Source organism: Pseudomonas sp. NPDC077186, from assembly GCF_044543505.1.
Lineage (GTDB): Bacteria > Pseudomonadota > Gammaproteobacteria > Pseudomonadales > Pseudomonadaceae > Aquipseudomonas.
Genome location: NZ_JBITWE010000008.1, coordinates 26,566 through 40,235, shown reverse-complemented (window position 1 = coordinate 40,235; position 13,670 = coordinate 26,566). Strand labels below are relative to the sequence as shown.

The 13,670-nt window shown below is 55.1% G+C and carries 9 protein-coding genes and 3 pseudogenes; 11 read left to right on the top strand and 1 reads right to left on the bottom strand.

From position 1 onward, the window contains the following. Window positions 1–191 precede the first annotated feature (191 nt). From ACIGKL_RS23080 to ACIGKL_RS23060, 5 genes and pseudogenes are all read left to right on the top strand, one after another. On the top strand, window positions 192–1,670 hold the full coding sequence (locus ACIGKL_RS23080; RefSeq protein WP_397488712.1) for an aldehyde dehydrogenase family protein: 1,479 nt from the start codon (window positions 192–194) through the stop codon (window positions 1,668–1,670). Between the two features lie 187 nt (window positions 1,671–1,857). Continuing rightward, window positions 1,858–2,862 carry a transporter gene (locus ACIGKL_RS23075; RefSeq protein WP_397488711.1) on the top strand — a complete coding sequence of 335 codons (1,005 nt, stop codon included), beginning with the start codon at window positions 1,858–1,860 and terminating at the stop codon, window positions 2,860–2,862. Window positions 2,863–2,970: 108 nt separating this feature from the next. Then, window positions 2,971–4,341 carry a PucR family transcriptional regulator gene (locus tag ACIGKL_RS23070; protein ID WP_397488710.1) on the top strand — a complete coding sequence of 457 codons (1,371 nt, stop codon included), beginning with the start codon at window positions 2,971–2,973 and terminating at the stop codon, window positions 4,339–4,341. Between the two features lie 249 nt (window positions 4,342–4,590). After that, entirely contained in the window at window positions 4,591–5,460 is an 870-nt protein-coding gene (locus ACIGKL_RS23065) for a hypothetical protein (RefSeq protein WP_397488709.1), read from the top strand. A gap of 174 nt (window positions 5,461–5,634) precedes the next feature. Next, window positions 5,635–5,910: pseudogene (locus tag ACIGKL_RS23060) on the top strand (transposase); the annotation flags it as partial. A gap of 169 nt (window positions 5,911–6,079) precedes the next feature. Here the strand turns inward: ACIGKL_RS23060 and ACIGKL_RS23055 are convergent. Next, window positions 6,080–6,189: pseudogene (locus ACIGKL_RS23055) on the bottom strand (IS3 family transposase); the annotation flags it as partial. A gap of 257 nt (window positions 6,190–6,446) precedes the next feature. On the opposite strand from ACIGKL_RS23055, the gene ACIGKL_RS23050 reads away from it, so the two are divergent. The 6 genes and pseudogenes from ACIGKL_RS23050 to tnpC all read left to right on the top strand — a co-directional run bounded on the left by ACIGKL_RS23050 (window position 6,447) and on the right by tnpC (window position 13,545). Next, on the top strand, window positions 6,447–7,805 hold the full coding sequence (locus ACIGKL_RS23050; RefSeq protein WP_397488708.1) for a hypothetical protein: 1,359 nt from the start codon (window positions 6,447–6,449) through the stop codon (window positions 7,803–7,805). A 15-nt stretch (window positions 7,806–7,820) separates the two neighbouring features. Further along, window positions 7,821–8,128 (top strand): annotated as a pseudogene (locus ACIGKL_RS23045) (carotenoid oxygenase family protein); the annotation flags it as partial. An 80-nt stretch (window positions 8,129–8,208) separates the two neighbouring features. Further along, window positions 8,209–9,933: an FUSC family protein gene (locus tag ACIGKL_RS23040; RefSeq protein WP_397488707.1), complete on the top strand. Its 1,725-nt coding sequence runs from the start codon at window positions 8,209–8,211 to the stop codon at window positions 9,931–9,933. 28 nt (window positions 9,934–9,961) lie between these two features. Next, window positions 9,962–11,437, top strand: a complete 1,476-nt coding sequence (locus ACIGKL_RS23035; RefSeq protein ID WP_397488706.1) for an aldehyde dehydrogenase family protein — start codon at window positions 9,962–9,964, stop codon at window positions 11,435–11,437. A 305-nt stretch (window positions 11,438–11,742) separates the two neighbouring features. Continuing rightward, window positions 11,743–11,970, top strand: a complete 228-nt coding sequence (gene tnpB / locus ACIGKL_RS23030) for an IS66 family insertion sequence element accessory protein TnpB (RefSeq protein ID WP_397488705.1) — start codon at window positions 11,743–11,745, stop codon at window positions 11,968–11,970. A gap of 63 nt (window positions 11,971–12,033) precedes the next feature. Further along, on the top strand, window positions 12,034–13,545 hold the full coding sequence (gene tnpC / locus ACIGKL_RS23025; protein WP_397488704.1) for an IS66 family transposase: 1,512 nt from the start codon (window positions 12,034–12,036) through the stop codon (window positions 13,543–13,545). The last annotated feature ends 125 nt before the right edge of the window (window positions 13,546–13,670 follow it).

Below are 13,670 nucleotides of genomic sequence, written 5' to 3'. Positions count from 1 at the left end.
GGGTGCCATTTCGGGCGCTATACCCAGAGCGGTCTGCTGCCTTTCGCCAAGTGCTGATCGGACTAACCGGGTCACGCGCGCGTACGTAAAGAAACCTGAGCCGGCACAGGACAGCCTCGCTGAGCAGCAAGCTCAAGGTGTCTGATCTCGAACACTCCGTAGCCAAATCATCGATAGGAAGGTTGTTAGAAATGAATAAGCCGACACTGCTTCCGTACAAAATCACCGGCCAGCAATTTATCAACGGCAATTGGAGCATGGGACGCTCGGAACGTCGTCTCGACGACCGCAACCCCTATAACAATGAGCAGTTGCTCGACATGCAGCTTGGATCTGTACAGGACCTTGATGAGGCCTATCAAGGGTCGAAGCAGGCTCAGCAGCAGTGGGCGAAGGTAGCTCCTGCTGAGCGTGTCGCGCTGGTGAATGCTTTGGCTTCGGTCATGGAGTCCCGTAGCGATGAAATTATTGACTGGCTTATTCGCGAGTCAGGCAGTACCCGTGGAAAAGCAACCTTCGAGTGTTTCCATACCATTAGCATGGTTCGTGAAAGCGCCACTCTCCCTTACCAGGTGGAAGGTAAAGTCCTTACCAGCTATAAACCGGGCAAGCAAAGCTTCGTATTTCGTGAGCCGCTCGGGGTCATTGGTGTCATCAGCCCCTGGAATTTCCCGCTCTATCTCAGCATGCGCTCAGTAGTGCCAGCGGTAGCACTAGGCAATACCGTAGTCTTGAAGCCAGCTAGCGATACGGCCATTACCGGTGGTCTTTTGATAGCCCACCTGTTCGAGGAAGCTGGCTTCCCGCCAGGGGTGGTAAACGTGATCGTTGGCGCCGGCTCCGAAATCGGTGATGCCTTCGTAGAGCACTCCGTTCCAAGCTTGATTTCGTTTACAGGATCGACAGACATCGGCCGCAGTGTGGGGCGCATTGCTGTCGGCGGAAAATACATCAAGCGCGTAGCCCTCGAACTTGGTGGTAACGCCCCACTGGTCGTATTGGACGACGCCGACATCGAGGCCGCAGCCCATGCGGCAGTGGTGGGTCGCTTCCTGCATCAGGGCCAAGTCTGCATGAGTGTCAATCGGGTCATTGTTGATCAAAAGATCTATAACGACTTTGCTGCCCTCGTAGTGGAGCGAGTTCAGAAGCTTTCTGTGGGTGACCCTAACCTGGCTGAGACGGTGATCGGACCAGTTGTGAGCCAGAGCCAACTGACGGGTTTGCTCAACAAAATCACCCGAGCAAACCGCGATGGTCTTGAGTGCCTCCATAGCGGAGCTGCATCAGGCTTGGTTCTTCCACCACATGTTTATGGACGGGTCGCACCACATCACGAGCTGGCATACGACGAAACATTCGGGCCGATCATGCCTTTGGTCATTTCTCGAAACGAAGAGCATGCTTTGGAGCTCTCTAACTCCAGCGAGTTTGGGCTTTCGAGCGCAGTATTTACGCGAGACATGGATCGCGGCTTGCGCTTCGCAAGCGGTATCGTTGCAGGCATTACGCATATCAACGACATCACCATCGATGACCAGCCAAACGCGCCCTTTGGAGGGGAAAAAAACTCTGGCCTAGGTCGATTCAATGGAAGCTATGCCATCGACGAATTCACCAGAGCTCACTGGGTAACCTGGCAGCAAGCAGGTCACAATTATCCGTTCTGAAAAGCTTTTTCTTAGAAAGCGGGGAAAGGCGGCTCCGCTTTTTCGGTATCAAGAGGCTAGACCCAACGATAGCTAGCAGATAGGTAAGTGAAATTAATCTCAAATAATTCGACAGATTGCTTGAGATGTTGTTTCAATTAATCTGCTCGCATTTAGTTCCGTTCAAATAAAAATAAGGCGGTTTGTGATGATGGCTAAAGTTATGCGTAGTTATGTACTTGCAGCGATAGCTGCGACTGGACTTTTTGCCTTTGATGTAAGCAAGGCGCTCGCCGTCCAGCCCACCGTTACACTTCCTACTGGTTTGAACTTAGGAGCAACAAGCTTTTATGACGGCTTTGGGGGGCAACCGGGAGAAAGTGCCTGGCAGACGTATATTTCATATGCCCACAATAAAGGCATAAAAGATGGTGATGGAAAAGACATTCCTATTTTTAATGACCCCAAAATGGATGTCTATTCCGTTATCAATCAGTACAGCTATCTGTTTAAAACAGATCAAAAAATCTTGGGTGGTCACCCTGGCGTTGATGTGATCGTGCCGATGGCTTCGCTGGATGCACGCTTTCAAAATGCACCGCCATTTCCAGGGGTAAAACTCAAGGACAATGGATTTGGGTTGGGCGATCCGACGGTATCGCTGTTCGTTCAGTATGACCCGATTACAATAAATGGGAATCCGTTCTTCGTTTCGCGACTGAATGCCGGCGTGACGATGCCAGTTGGAAAGTACGACAACAATAAAGACTTCAATATTGGCAACAATTTCTGGTCCATTCACACATATTGGGCGATGACACTCCTACTCAGCCCCAAGTGGTCGATTAGCCTCCGGCCTCAGTATTACTACAACTTCAAGAACAATGACCCAGCGAGCAGTCTCCCTCTCGACGAGGGTGTTGACGATACGCAAGCCGGACAGAGTGCATCGATTAACTATAATGTTGGTTATAAAGTTAACGATTATCTCACCGTGGGCGTCAGCGGCTATTATCTGAAGCAAATTACCGACGACCAGATCAACGGGCATAGTATTTCGGATTCCAAAGAAAAAACGCTCGGTTTTGGTCCTGGCCTAGTGATTGACCTTGATAAAGATAAATTCTTTGTAACGGCCTATCGCGAGTCAAGCGTGGAAAATAGATTTAAGGTAGAAAACTCTATAACCCTTCGCTGGTTGCATATGTTCTAGCTTGGATAAGCAGATCGGCAACAAGTGAAAGCGCAAGCATAAACAAGGTAATCGGATGCCAGAGCATTCGATTACTTTTTAAGTTTACGAAGCCGAAAGCTCAGCTTCATGAGCCTCGGCATCTCTAGGCTTCAAGCTGCTATACTACTCCTGATGACTATGAAATCGAAACCTGCAGTGTTCGGCTCTAGATTGACCGGGGGTTATATGGAAAACTTGAGATCTGTCTTCGCTTACTTTCAACCCTCTTGCAGGGCAGATCAGGTTTTAAGCCAAGCTATTGTTACGCCGGCAGTTCTGGAACTTGCTATTTCAAAGGTTGGTGAGAAAGAAGTTGCATGGGGATTAGAGTTGTCTCAGCGCTCGCTGGCTGTGGCTAAATCAAAGTTTTCATACCTTGGCAGCTTCCCTGATATGGAGGTTCTTAAGAGTCTTGAGCTTCTGATATTGCAACTGCTCGTCAGAATGTCGGGCCAGGATGCTGATGTCGGGTTGTCCGAATCTATGCGCGCGATGGCATATAAGGCAGTGCGCATGGATGTATATTTTGAAAGCATCGTTCAAGGCATAAGAGAGATGCAAGGGCTCTGGACTAAGGAGATTTTAGATTCCTTAGATGTATCCATTGAGCGCCAAAATATGTCGCAGCTCGTTGTGATGCTGGCGCTGGTATTTGATGATGCAGTTAAAGATTTCTTTGAAGGTTGCCTGGCCGAAAAAGAGTTATTACTGGAAGAGTCTATTGTTTCGAAGCGAAGACTAGTGGAAGAGCTTATAGAAGGTGGATCGTCTATCGGATCGGAAGTGATCGAGGCTTTTAAGAGTAATCTAGGGGTAGATGCTGATAAATTTTACACTGCTATTATAATCTCTTCGGCTCGTGCTGCTTCAAAAGCTACCAAAGATACCCAGCGGGCCATCGGTGAGCTAATTTCAAAGTCTAGCTTGATTCACTTGCCTCAGGCAGATGGAGCGTGGCTTTGGATTGCAACCGGTACTCCGCCATTGAAAAAGCAAATTTCCAATTTGACTACTTCCTTAAAGTCCGCAGATGTCGGGACTTATTGCTTAGGAGAGACCGTCAGAGGCATTGAGGGCTTCAGGCGATCTCACGTGCAAGCTCGTGCGTTGTTGGAGGTAGGTAAGCAGTACTCAGTTGGTAGGGTATTACAATGGCCTACGCACGCTGCTACGGCGATTTTCATCAGAAATAAAGAGCTTACAGACTGGTTTATACAATCTACGCTGGGAGAATTGACAAGCACTGACCAAAAAATCGAGAGCTATAGAGAAACTCTTAAGAGTTATCTGCTTTCAGGAAATAGCTTACTGCATGCTGCGGAAAGTTTAGGCATTCATCGGAATACGGTTGTGTATCGACTGCAAGCTGTTGAAGATATCCTGGGCAAACCGATAAAGGAGTTTGATTTTTCATTGTGCTGCGCACTGGCATTGCTTGACCTGAAATCGCGCGACTAACCCTTTCTGGCACATCCTGTACCTTAGTACGAATTTTTCGAAAAAAATTGTACTCTGTGTCTAATGACACGTAGGTCTGAGAGGCATAGCATTTAGTAGGAGTCATTTAAAACATCAAAACAATAACAAGATGAGGTCTTGAACATGCCTAGAAAGTGGATCGCTAAGCGCATAAATAGCCTTGATCCTACCACCGACTTTGATGAAATCTGGAAGCTGTCATCCGCCTATCGGCCCAACGATTTCATCATGAACTTGATCTACACTGTCACGTTCCCTCACTTCTTTGTGCGTGAACTCGATGCCCTACCATTGTTTGATGAAGGCTCAGGGAAGATTCTAAGCCGTCCGGACGCGAGGGCTGACGATACGTCTTGGAAAATGCAGGTTTGGTGGAACTATGGATCATCACATGAATTAACGTTGAAGAACGTCGAGTCCATTAATAAGCTTCATGAGCATTACGCTAAAAAATTCTCAGAAAGTTTTAGCCGTAATGGCACTTATATTTATACTTTGTGTTATGAAGCTGCTGGCATGCATAGGCTTCTTCGTCGAGTAGGCTTACCTGGTTTTTCCGATAAAGAGAAAGTGGCTGCGGTCCACTACTGGACAAATATGTCTAAAGTATTTCGTAACGCAGGCACAGGCGAAGAGTTAGTCGGGTTCCCCGATTCGTTTGATGGCATCATGGAATTCATGGACAAATGGGAGGCCGAAGAGGTCCCTCCTCACAAAATAGGGCCACCTGCAGTTGAAGCTATCATGAGTCAGTTTGCCGTTCGCTACTTCCCGAAGATTCTGCATCCTTTGGTCTACAAGTGGATCGCGTCCCTTTACCCAGAGCACGTGCTGAAAGCCTTTTCGATAAAGCGGCCGTCAGCTTTAGGAACTGCTGTGCTTAGGAAGCTGACCGCTTGGTTCTTTTGGTTCGGTGAAAAGGTCCTGCCGGATCCTCTAGACACCTTCGAGGAGCGCCGACTGAAGACCCGAAATGCTCAAACGAAGGGTTGCCCATTTTCAGCCCTGAAGGCTCGCCAGATGCAAGGCGGTTGTCCGCATCTGCGTTCCGCAGACTCGGCAGGATCCGAGAGTCCGGAAGATGTTAACAGTCGGTAAATCAGTGATGCCGTCAAATAGCTATCCAAGCACTGCTGACCTGTATGAGCAAAGCAGAGAAGCCTACGACCGAAGTAAGTAGTTTTTAGGTGTCATGACGCCCTGCTAAGGATTGTCTGAAAAAGACTTCCCGAATCTGGTGAAATACGCCGATCTCTTTGCCCGAGTTTCCCGATGAAGCAGATGACTTTTGCCTATGCCGAGTACGCCGGCAAGCGCAAACAGACCCGCAAGGAATTGTTCCTGATCGAGATGGATCAGGTGGTGCCATGGAAGGGGTTGCTTGCCTTGATCGAGCCGCATTACCCGAAGGGTGAAGGTGGTCGTCCGGCCTACCCGCTGATGGCGATGCTGCGTGTGCACCTGATGCAAAACTGGTTCGGCTACAGCGATCCTGCCATGGAAGAAGCGCTGTACGAGACGACGATCCTGCGTCAGTTCTCTGGGCTAAGGGGTCTCGGCGAGTGATACCTTCTTAAGGACATGGATGTCTCTTTTTCATTTAAGTAAAACGAGGTGGTTTAGACGCTGCTTCAGTTGACGCTAATGCCGTTCTTAAGCTCAAACCTGACAGAATATAATCGTTGTTTGGCCTGTCCCGGAACTGGTGGACAGATAGTTAAGAGCTGCTCGCATTTCGCCGCTCAAACTCAACCGGACTGAGATAGCCCAGCGTCGAGTGGCGGCGACGTGATTGTAAAAGCGGATGTAGTCGAACAGGTCGGTTTTTGTAGTGGTCTACTGATCCCGGAGACTCATTTAGGTCGAGAATGCTCGCCATAGAGAGGTGTCTGATGACCAAGCAACGTCGTTCTGCGCGAATGATTTATGTATATCCCCAAGTGATAAATCGTAAGTACACCCATCAGACCGCTTTCTCCCGATGGAGGTTTCCTGCGACCGCTTAAGATTAAAGCAGTCTTCCAAAGGTTGCTTATCACCCTATTGTTAATGCTCTTGGCATCGCATTACAGGCGATGGCTTACTTGAACGCCGCCGCGCATTTACAAGCGCGAACACTAATCGAAGTTTACGTGCACCGCAACACTTGCTTAATTTCCACACATCACAACCGGAAAGACAACTCGGAGAAAAACAATGAGCACGCCAAAAAATGGATCAGAGAAAAAATCGGGACCCTTGACGCGCACAAGGACTATATTGAGATATGGAAGCTTTCAAGCAGTTACGGCTTGAACGATTTCATGCAAAATTTCATCTATGCACTGAGTTTCCCCAATTTTGTTGTAACAGATTGGGGGGCGAAGGCGGTATGGCGTGAAGATGGCGGGAAGGTACTGGCTCTCTCCACTTCTCGTGTTGAGCAGACTGGTAGTGCCAATGCACTGTGGTGGTATTTTGGACCCAATGACGAGCGAACCATAAAGTCGGTCGAAAATATCAACAATCTTCATGCGCACTGGGCCAAGCAGTATCCGGGAGCATTCTCCTACAACGAAGATTACGTATATGTCTGCGCCTTTGCAGCTATTACTATACATCGTCTGGAAGTTAAAATTGGCGTCCCAGATATCTCTGAAAAAGAAAAAATTGCATCCCATCTTTTTTGGCGCGACATGGCAAAACTTTTCCGCGCAGAGAATGACCAACCGATCACGGGCTATCCAGACAGCTTCGAGGGCTTAGTCAAATTCTGTGAGGATTACGAGAGCACCCCAAGACCCTTCTTTGAAAGAGCCAACCTCGTTGTATCTGCGTTACATGGGCAGTTCGTCTTCAGATTTCCCCCCCCTCAACTTCACTGGTTCGGTCATCAGCTAATCCGAGCCATGTCGCTGCCTACCACCTTGAAAACGGTACAGATCGACCCGCCAGATCCGATGGCTGCAGAAATTCTTCCCAAACTCATGGGGTATATTTTTTGGCAGATGGAAGAAAATTCTGACGATCCGACCGATGCCTATATTGAAGAACGACTGCAGATGTCTAGCGACGACAAAGCGCGCATACGTGCTGAACATAAAGAATTGGACGCTCGGTTCCCTGAGCATTTCATCAGCAAATACAAGAATGACGCCAAATTAGTTGGCTGTCCTTATCACGCAATGTTGACGGCTGCCGATAGTGACTTCCGTACAGGTAGCGATCAGGGCTCCTTGGAAGAGCTTGAGCGCAACGCTGGTGTGCTTCCGGGGCAACAAGGCACATGCGAGACTGATCGCCAATTCATGCCAGCGTGCCCCGGTTCGTACCCTGGCACGTCACCGTCCATTTTGATCGCTCAGTCGCTGCAGACACCTTCCTTTTATGTAGGCATTTATAGATCCATGCCAACTGCTCGCGCGCCATTTCTGTTCTGCTTACATACGACGGAGGCAGAGTGATCCACCGTGCTCTAGCACAACAGTGTGCTGCTGACCATGAAGGCAGATGCCCTGCCCTACACCATGGATCCGCTTACTTTGGAAACCCTGGGCGTTTACGGCCCGAGAAGGCAGATCAAGTCAGCCACATTCACCGCGCACCCCAGGGTCGACCCGGTCACAGCCACGAGGCAAAAGGCGACGTTTCACCGGACATGGTCTATTTCAAAACCAGCCCGAACGGCAAGCTGCTTCATGAGATCTGGATCAAGGCATCTTATGCCGCAATGGTGCATGACTGCGAGGTGATACCGAACGACATCGCGCGGCCCAACATCCCGTTGCGCACTCTCATGTCTCTGCATGGTTCCTGGTCTGCCACCGAGCAAAAAATGTCGCAATACAGCCAGCAGTGCCGATTGTCATGATCGGCGTGTTTTCGCAATGCGCGCGCCAGGCACTGGCCCAGGCGCGCGCCCCTCTCATATTCAGCCTGCACACCACTGTTGCGGCATTGTTCGCCCTGGCTCTGGCCAACGCGGCAGACATTCATCACCCCTGGTGGGCGGCGATGACGGTGTGGCTGGTCACCCAGCCAACCCGCGGCCTGTTCATCGAACGTTGTATCGCGCGCATGGCAGGCAGCGTTGTCGGTGCGCTGGTCGGCGGCTTACTGCTGTACTTTTTCTTCGCCTGGCCCAACCTGCTGCTCTGCCTGCTGGCGCTCTGGCTGGCGCTGTGTGCCGCCATCGGCAACTTCTTCCGCCACTTTCGCAACTACGCCTGGGTGCTGGCCGGCTATACCGCCGCCATTGTTGCCCTGTTCGGCCTGGCCGACCCAGTGCTCGATCCCGAGCTCGCCAGCGGGCGAGTCATCTGCACACTACTTGGCATTCTCTGCTCCTCCTGCGTGTCCTGGCTCTTCACCGCCAAGTCCGAGCCGAGCGTTCTATTCGAGCAACGCCTTGATGCGCTGGTCAGCGACTGCCTGCACTGGTGCATGGTTGCACCTGCGCAAACGGCGGAGGGCGCCAATCTCAGCCGCATGCTAGGCGCCATCAAGACCCTCGATGGCGTCCTCGACCTCGCCGCCGCAGGCTCGCGCGCGGGGCGCCAGCGAGTGCGTCATGCCCATGAGGTGATCGATGCACTGCTCGTCGTCATCGCCCTCGTGCATGCGCTGACGCAGGCACAAAGTGCTCCGCTCTGCAACGCACGCTTCGACGATAGTTGCAGTGAGCAGGAAAACCTTGACACCTTGATCGCTGCACTGCGCTCACCAACGCCTGAACACCCGCAATTGCTGCTGGCCCTCGAGCGATTGCAGCAACGTCTCAGAAATCCACATGGCAGCGTCAACTGGCGCGCCCGCTTGCTCAACCATGATTGGCGTGCCGCATGCACCTCCGCCGGCAGACCGCTGTCGGCACTGCTCGGTGCCGCGCTGGTATGGCGTCTGAGCGGCTGGGGCGAAGGCGCCATCATGACCATGACTGCCGTGCTGTTCGCCTCGCTGTTCTCCAGCCACAACGACGCCAAGACCGCGGTCAAGGATGTATTCATCGGCTCGTTGCTGGGGGCCAGCTCAGGCATGATCGCCCGTCTCTGGCTGCTGCCCCAAGTAGAGAACGATTGGCAGTTGCTGCTCTGCATCTCCCCCTTCCTGCTGATCGGTGCCGGCCTGATGGCCCATTCCAGAACAGCCAAACTGGCCATCGACCTGAACATGACCTTCCTGCTTACAGCGCAACCCGGCGTGAATTTGCCAAGTGACCTTGAGCTGGTCGCCATGCAAACCCTGGCGATTCTGCTGGGCGTGCAGGCTGCGGCGGCTGCTCTGCTGCTGTGGCACCCCGCGCATCCGGCAGCTCGGCGCCTAGCTCTGGCACGACGCATCGCCAGACAAACCCGCCGCGCGACAACGCCGCATAGGCTCGCGGTGGCCCATGCGCGCACGCGCCCGCTGCTGCGCTCACTTGTGATGAACGACAGCTGCGCGAGCGAACTGGTCAATGCCGCACTCTCCTGCATCGCAGCGACAGCGCCGTTCCACATAGAAGACTGTCCGGATATGCCGGCCTTTGCGCATGCCGCAAGCAACGCTGAACTCGCAGCGCGAACCCTTTCCCGCCTCGCCACCACCCCCTAATTTCTTTCACGTAATAAGGAGCTTGAAGATGAGCCTCATAGCCAAACCATGGCATGACTTCACCGGACAATTCATCGCGGGCCGCTGGTGCACTGGCAGCTCTGGCAAGGTACTGGACGATCACAACCCCTACGACGGCGCCCTGTTGACCCGAATCAGCCTCGCCAACCAGGCCGATCTCGACCTGGCCTATCGCAGCGCGGCCAGTGCTCAACGCGACTGGGCCGCCCTGCTGCCAAGTGAACGGGCGGCGGTATTCTTGCGCGCCGTGACTATCCTGGATGCACGCCAGGGCGAGATCGTCGACTGGCTGATCCGTGAGTCGGGCAGCACCCGCACCAAGGCGGAGATCGAGTGGGCCGCCGTGCGCGCCACTATGCTGGCCGCAGCCAGCATGCCAGCCCGCGTGCAGGGCCGAATCCTGCCGGTAGACATCCCCGGCAAGGAAAGCCGCGTGTATCGCAAGCCGCTAGGCGTGGTGGGCGTCATCAGTCCCTGGAACTGGCCGATGCACCTGTCCAACCGCTCGATCGCACCGGCCCTGGCATTGGGCAACGCCGTGGTGGTCAAACCCGCCGACGACACCCCGATAACCGGAGGCCTGCTGCTCGGCAAACTCTACGAGGAAGCCGGGCTACCGCCCGGCGTGCTCAACGTGGTGGTCGGCGATGTGGCCGATATCGGTGATCCCTTCACCCTGCACCCGATTCCCAAGTTCATTTCCTTCACCGGCTCCACCCGCGTTGGGCGGCATATCGGCGGCCTGGCCGTGAGCGGCCCAACCCTCAAACGCGTGGGCCTGGAGCTGGGCGGCAACGCCCCCTGCGTAGTGCTCGACGACGCCGACCTGGAGCGCGCGGTACAGGGCGCCACGGTAGGCCGCTTCCTGCATCAGGGGCAGATCTGCATGAGCAGTAACCGCATCATCGTCGATGCCAGCATTCATGATCGCTTCGTAGAAGCCTTCGTCGAGCGGGTGCGCACTCTCAAGGTGGGCGACCCCAACGACAGCGACACGGTGATCGGCCCATTGATCAACTCGCGCCAGCTCGAAGGCGCAGTGTCGCGTATCGAGGCCGCCAAGCAATCGATGGCACAACTGGTGTTGGATGGGCGCGTCGACGGCCTGCTCCTGCCGCCACACATCTTCATCGACGTCGCCAACGAATCGCCCCTGGCCCAGAGCGAGCAGTTCAGTCCGATCGCGCCGGTGATCCGCGCACGCGATGAAGCGCATGCGCTGGAGCTGGCCAACGCCACCGAGTTCGGCCTCTCCAGCGCAGTGTTCACCCGCGATGAAGCACGCGGCGTACGCTTCGCCCAGCAGATCGAGGCGGGGATGACCCACGTCAACGATATCTCCGTCAACGATGACCCCAGCAACCTCTTCGGTGGCGAGAAGAACAGCGGCCTGGGGCGCTTCAACAGCGACTGGATCATCGCCGAACTCACCACCGACCATTGGGTGTCGATCCAGTACACCCCACGCCCCTACCCCTTCTGAGCCCCAGCGCCCTGCAGGGCTGGCAACATCCAGCCCTGCAGGGGCACAGCACACGACCACTGGTCGCCCTTCCCCTTCTGCCCCTATCGGGCACCTCTAAAAACCCGATTCTGACCTGAACACAAGGCGTGAAGAGGTGCCCAGCACAAAGAATATGCGGTCAGTGCTTATCGCAATGGGGGTAATGCAGGCCGGATAAACCGACCTGTTGTCATCATCACGCCATCTCCAGCAGGCTCGACATCCTTTTCAGGTTGTACACCGCTGATTTGATCGTCAGACCAAACTGCGCGCGTGCCAAGCCGATGCTGCGGATCGTCTTGCCGCCCAAGCGCGCCAACCGGATGAAGGTGCTGGTGCACGATGGCTTCGGCATCTGGCTGGCCGCTCGCAGGCTCAATCGAGGGCGCTTCGTCTGGTCGGGCAATTGGCAGGGACAGCAGTTGGAACTCAGCCCCGAGCAGTTGCAGGCCCTGGTGGTCGGCCTACCTTGGCAGCGTCTTGGGCCCGATGCCGAGATCAGGCTCCTGTAGCCGGGGTGCAATTAGGCCAATGGCCTATCGCCGAGGGGGCCGACAATCCGCACACTCGGCGCCATGAATCCTGCCGCTTTCGATCACCTGACACCCGAGCAACTGCGCCAACTGGCCGCGCAGTTGAGTCAGCGCGTCGATCACCTGGAAACGCTCAACCAGCGGTTGAACCACGAACTCGCCGTGCTGCGGCGCCACCGCTTCGCCCGCCGCAGCGAGCAGCTCAATGCCGACCAGCTCAACCTGCTCGACGAGATGATCGATGCCGACATCGCCGCCATCGAGGCAGAGCTTGAGGCGGCCCGACCAGAGCCCGCCAAGCGCTCGCTACGGCAGCAGCCCAAGCGAGCGCCGCTGCCGGCCGAGCTGCCGCGCACGCTGATACTTCACGAGCCGGACAGCACCCAGTGTGCCTGCGGCTGCCAGCTCAAGCGCATCGGCGAAGACGTCAGCGAGAAGCTCGACTACACCCCGGGCACCTTCACCGTCGAGCGGCATATCCGTGGCAAGTGGGTCTGCGCCACATGTGAAACGCTGATCCAGGCCCCAGTGCCTGCGCAGGTGATCGACAAGGGCATCCCGACTGCGGGGCTACTGACTCAGGTCATGGTGGCCAAGTTCGCCGATCACCTGCCGCTGTACCGCCAGGAAAAGATCTTCGCCCGCGCCGGGCTGGCCATCGCGCGTTCCACGCTGGCGCAATGGGTCGGCGCTTGCGGCGTCCAGCTGCAACCCCTGGTCGATGCCCTGCGCAACTGCCTGCTTCAGCAGGACGTCATCCTCGCCGACGAAACCCCGGTGCAGATGCTCGCCCCGGGCACAAAGAAGACCCAGCGGGCTTACGTCTGGGCCTATGCGCCCAGCCCCTTTGCCGACCTCAAGGCCGTGGTCTACGACTTCAGGCCGAGCCGGGCCGGCGAGCACGCGCGCAGCTTCCTGGGCGACTGGCAAGGCAAACTGGTCTGCGACGACTTCGCCGGCTACAAGGCCAGCTTCGAGCAAGGCGTGACCGAGATCGGCTGCATGGCCCATGCACGGCGCAAGTTCTTCGACCTGCATGCTGCCAACCAGAGCCAACTGGCCGAGCAGGCCCTCCAGTACATCGGTCAGCTGTACGAGGTGGAACGCGAAGGGCGAGAGCTGCTCGCCGAACAGCGACGGCAACTGCGCCAGGATAAAGCCAGGCCAATCATCGATGGCCTGCATAGCTGGATGCTTGGGCAGCGGCAGAAGGTGCCGGAGGGCAGCGCGATCGCCAAAGCACTCGACTACAGCCTCAAGCGTTGGGCAGCGTTGGTGCGCTACCTGGATGACGGCAACCTGCCCATCGACAACAACTGGATCGAGAACCAGATCCGCCCCTGGGCCTTGGGGCGTGCCAACTGGCTGTTTGCCGGCTCGCTGCGCAGTGGCCAGCGTGGCGCAGCCTTGATGACGCTGATCCAGTCAGCCCGCCTGAACGGGCATGATCCGTACGCCTACCTGAAGGACGTGCTCACGCGCCTGCCGACGCAGAAGGCCAGTGCCCTGGCCGAGCTGCTGCCGCATAACTGGGTACCCGCCGGCAAGGTGTGATGCCCGTTCGCTTAGTGCGCCAGTTAAAGCTGGCGGAGGATAGTCGATGAAAGTTCGATACTGGTAAGAAATGGCGAATCAACCAGACCCCGAGTCATGCACGCTGTACCGTGAGGTACAGGGTG

What these genes read in the sequence shown, in the direction of transcription:
- ACIGKL_RS23080 (WP_397488712.1), top strand. Translation starts at nt 192, where the DNA reads ATGAATAAGCCGACACTGCTTCCGTACAAAATCACCGGCCAGCAATTT.
- ACIGKL_RS23075 (WP_397488711.1), top strand. Translation starts at nt 1,858, where the DNA reads ATGATGGCTAAAGTTATGCGTAGTTATGTACTTGCAGCGATAGCTGCG.
- ACIGKL_RS23070 (WP_397488710.1), top strand. Translation starts at nt 2,971, where the DNA reads ATGAGCCTCGGCATCTCTAGGCTTCAAGCTGCTATACTACTCCTGATG.
- ACIGKL_RS23065 (WP_397488709.1), top strand. Translation starts at nt 4,591, where the DNA reads ATGAACTTGATCTACACTGTCACGTTCCCTCACTTCTTTGTGCGTGAA.
- ACIGKL_RS23040 (WP_397488707.1), top strand. Translation starts at nt 8,209, where the DNA reads ATGATCGGCGTGTTTTCGCAATGCGCGCGCCAGGCACTGGCCCAGGCG.
- ACIGKL_RS23035 (WP_397488706.1), top strand. Translation starts at nt 9,962, where the DNA reads ATGAGCCTCATAGCCAAACCATGGCATGACTTCACCGGACAATTCATC.
- tnpB (WP_397488705.1), top strand. Translation starts at nt 11,743, where the DNA reads ATGCTGCGGATCGTCTTGCCGCCCAAGCGCGCCAACCGGATGAAGGTG.
- tnpC (WP_397488704.1), top strand. Translation starts at nt 12,034, where the DNA reads ATGAATCCTGCCGCTTTCGATCACCTGACACCCGAGCAACTGCGCCAA.